Consider the following 2,449-nt stretch of genomic DNA (forward strand, 5'->3'; position numbering starts at 1 on the left):
CCTGCGCGGTCGTGATGCCGTAGAGCGAGGCCAACTGCGGGGCGGTGCCGTTCGCGGCGGACTCGGCGTCGTTCAGGGCGTTCTGCCCGTCGCCGAAGTCCATCGTCATGATGTTGACCAGGTTGACCTTCACGCCCTTCGACTTGGCGTCCTTGAGCATGTTCATCGCGTTGGTGGGCAGGCCACCGGGGTCCACTGGCAGGGTGAAGTCGACCTGGACGTTCGGGTACTGCGCCTGGAGGGCGGCCAGCGCCTGGTCGCGGCGGGCGTTGGAGACGGTGTCGTCCAGGACGGAGCCCTCGATGTCGAAGTCCAGGCGGGTCACGCCGTAGGTGTTGACCACATTGGCGTACGCCGCCGTGAGGCTGGACACCGAGGTGCAGGTCTGCGCCAGTTCCCCGCCGGCGGCGCCGCCGAAGGAGACGATGACGTTGCCGCCGGCCGACTGCAGGGAGCCGATCTGGGACTTGAACGCCCCGACCGGATCGCCGCCCCTCTCCCACATCGGGGTGCAGCCGGACTTCGGCGTCAGGAACGCCAGCGTGTAGAACTTGTCGCCGCTGGCACTCAGGTCGGCGGCCAGGTCGCCGGCCGTGGAGCTGTCGATCTCCAGGTACGGCGCCGAGTAGTGCGCGGGGAACGCACCGCCGGCGGCGTGGGCGGGCGCAGCCGCGACCACGGCGAGCGCAGCCGCGGGGAGAGCGGCGGCCAGAGCCGCCGTGAGCAGTCTGCGGGCAGGGGCGGATCGGGACATGGGGGATCGGTTCCTTTCGCTGTGGGAGAGGAATGAGCGAGGTGGGGGAACGTCATCGCGGGACGGCACGGGCCGCCGCCCGGTCGCCCTTGCCCGGGCTGACGAGCCCGGGGACGCCGCAGGTCGAAGCGGGCCGGCTCACAGGCGGCCGATAGTAAGGAAGGTTTCCTAACGGCTTGAAGCTAGCGACCGGGAATCGGCGCGTCAATGGTCTGCACCAACTGAAAACCCGGCACGACGGGCTGCCTTGACGGGGCATCAGGGCGGTCCTACGCTCACCGGCCAGCAGAGTGGTAAGTAAACTTTACTAACTAGAGAGGTGGTCGCAGTGGTGCTCCGCCCCCCCCAGCCCCCCGTCGCCCCACGGACCAGCGCAGACCCCGCCGCCGTTCGATCGGCGCCGCCCTCCTCGTCATGGCGGCGACACTGGCGGCCATGACGGCCCTCACCGCCGGTGCCGCCCCGTCCGGCGCGGGCGCGGCGACCGTCAGCACCGCCGTGACCGCCCCCGCCGGCTTCACGCACCCCGGTGTCCTGCTCGGCACGTCCCAACTGGACCTGATCCGGACCCGGGTGAACGGTGGTGTCGAGCCGCAGAAGAGTGCCTGGTCCCAGCTGCTGGCCAGCTCGTACGCCTCGCCGTCCTACACGCCCCACCCGCGGTCCACCGTCGAGTGCGGCCCGTCGTCGAACCCCGACTACGGGTGCAGCGACGAGCGGGAGGACGCGATCGCCGCCTACACCGATGCGCTGGCCTGGTACGTGACCGGCAACAGCAGCTATGCGAAGAAGGCGATCCAGATCATGGACGCCTGGTCGGGGACCATCACCGCGCACACCAACTCCAACGCCCCACTGCAGACCGGCTGGGCCGGGACGGTGTGGTCGGAGTCCGCAGAGATCATCAAGTACACCTACAGCGGCGGCTGGTCGAACTCGTCCCGCTTCGACACCATGCTGCGCAACGTCTACCTCCCCGTCGTGATCCAGGGCGCCCCGGGCAAGAACGGCAACTGGGAGCTGATCATGATGGACGCAGCCGTCGGGATCTCGGTCCACCTCGACGACGCCACGAACTACGACAAGGCGATGTCCATCTTCACGGGACGCGTCCCGGCGTACGTCTACACCACCTCCGACGGCAGCCAGCCCGCCTACCCGCCGCGCTCCAGCATCGACACCACCAGCGAGCTGATCAACTACTGGTTCGGGCAGAGCACGTTCGTCAACGGCATCGCCCAGGAGACCTGCCGCGACTTCGGCCACACCGGCTGGGGCATCGAGGCCATCGCCCACGTCGCCGAGACCGCGCGCCTTCAGGGCACCGACCTGTGGTCGCAGCTGGCGACCCGGATGCGCTACACCTACGAGTTCCACACCGGCTACGACAACGGCGCCGCCGTCCCGTCCTCGATCTGCGGCGGCACGGTCAACCTCGGCCTCGGACCGGTCACCGAGATCGGGTACAGCGCACTCCACAACCGACTCGGACTCACGCTGGCCAACACCCAGAAGTACACCCTGGCCCACCGCCCCGAAGGCACCGACGACCACTGGATCGCCTGGGAAACCCTCACCCACGGAGACACCGGAACACCGACCGCCAACGACTTCTCCGTGGCCCTCTCCCCGACCTCGGGCAGTGTGAAGGCGGGTTCGTCGGTGTCGGCGGCGGTGTCGACTGCGGTGACCGCT

At 69.1% G+C, this 2,449-nt stretch carries 2 protein-coding genes; one reads left to right on the plus strand and one right to left on the minus strand.

Going from position 1 to position 2,449, the window contains the following annotated elements; translation table 11 throughout:
- Positions 1-754 (minus strand): glycoside hydrolase family 18 protein (locus GGE06_RS41935; RefSeq protein WP_246533107.1); only part of this gene is annotated, 754 nt, incomplete at its 3' end.
- A 414-nt stretch (positions 755-1,168) separates the two neighbouring features.
- Between GGE06_RS41935 and GGE06_RS41940 the strand changes: the two genes are divergently transcribed.
- A partial coding sequence (locus GGE06_RS41940; protein WP_184933329.1) for an alginate lyase family protein occupies positions 1,169-2,449 on the plus strand: 1,281 nt, incomplete at its 3' end.

Origin of the sequence: Streptomyces nymphaeiformis (genome assembly GCF_014203895.1) — a bacterium.
GTDB lineage: Bacteria > Actinomycetota > Actinomycetes > Streptomycetales > Streptomycetaceae > Streptomyces > Streptomyces nymphaeiformis.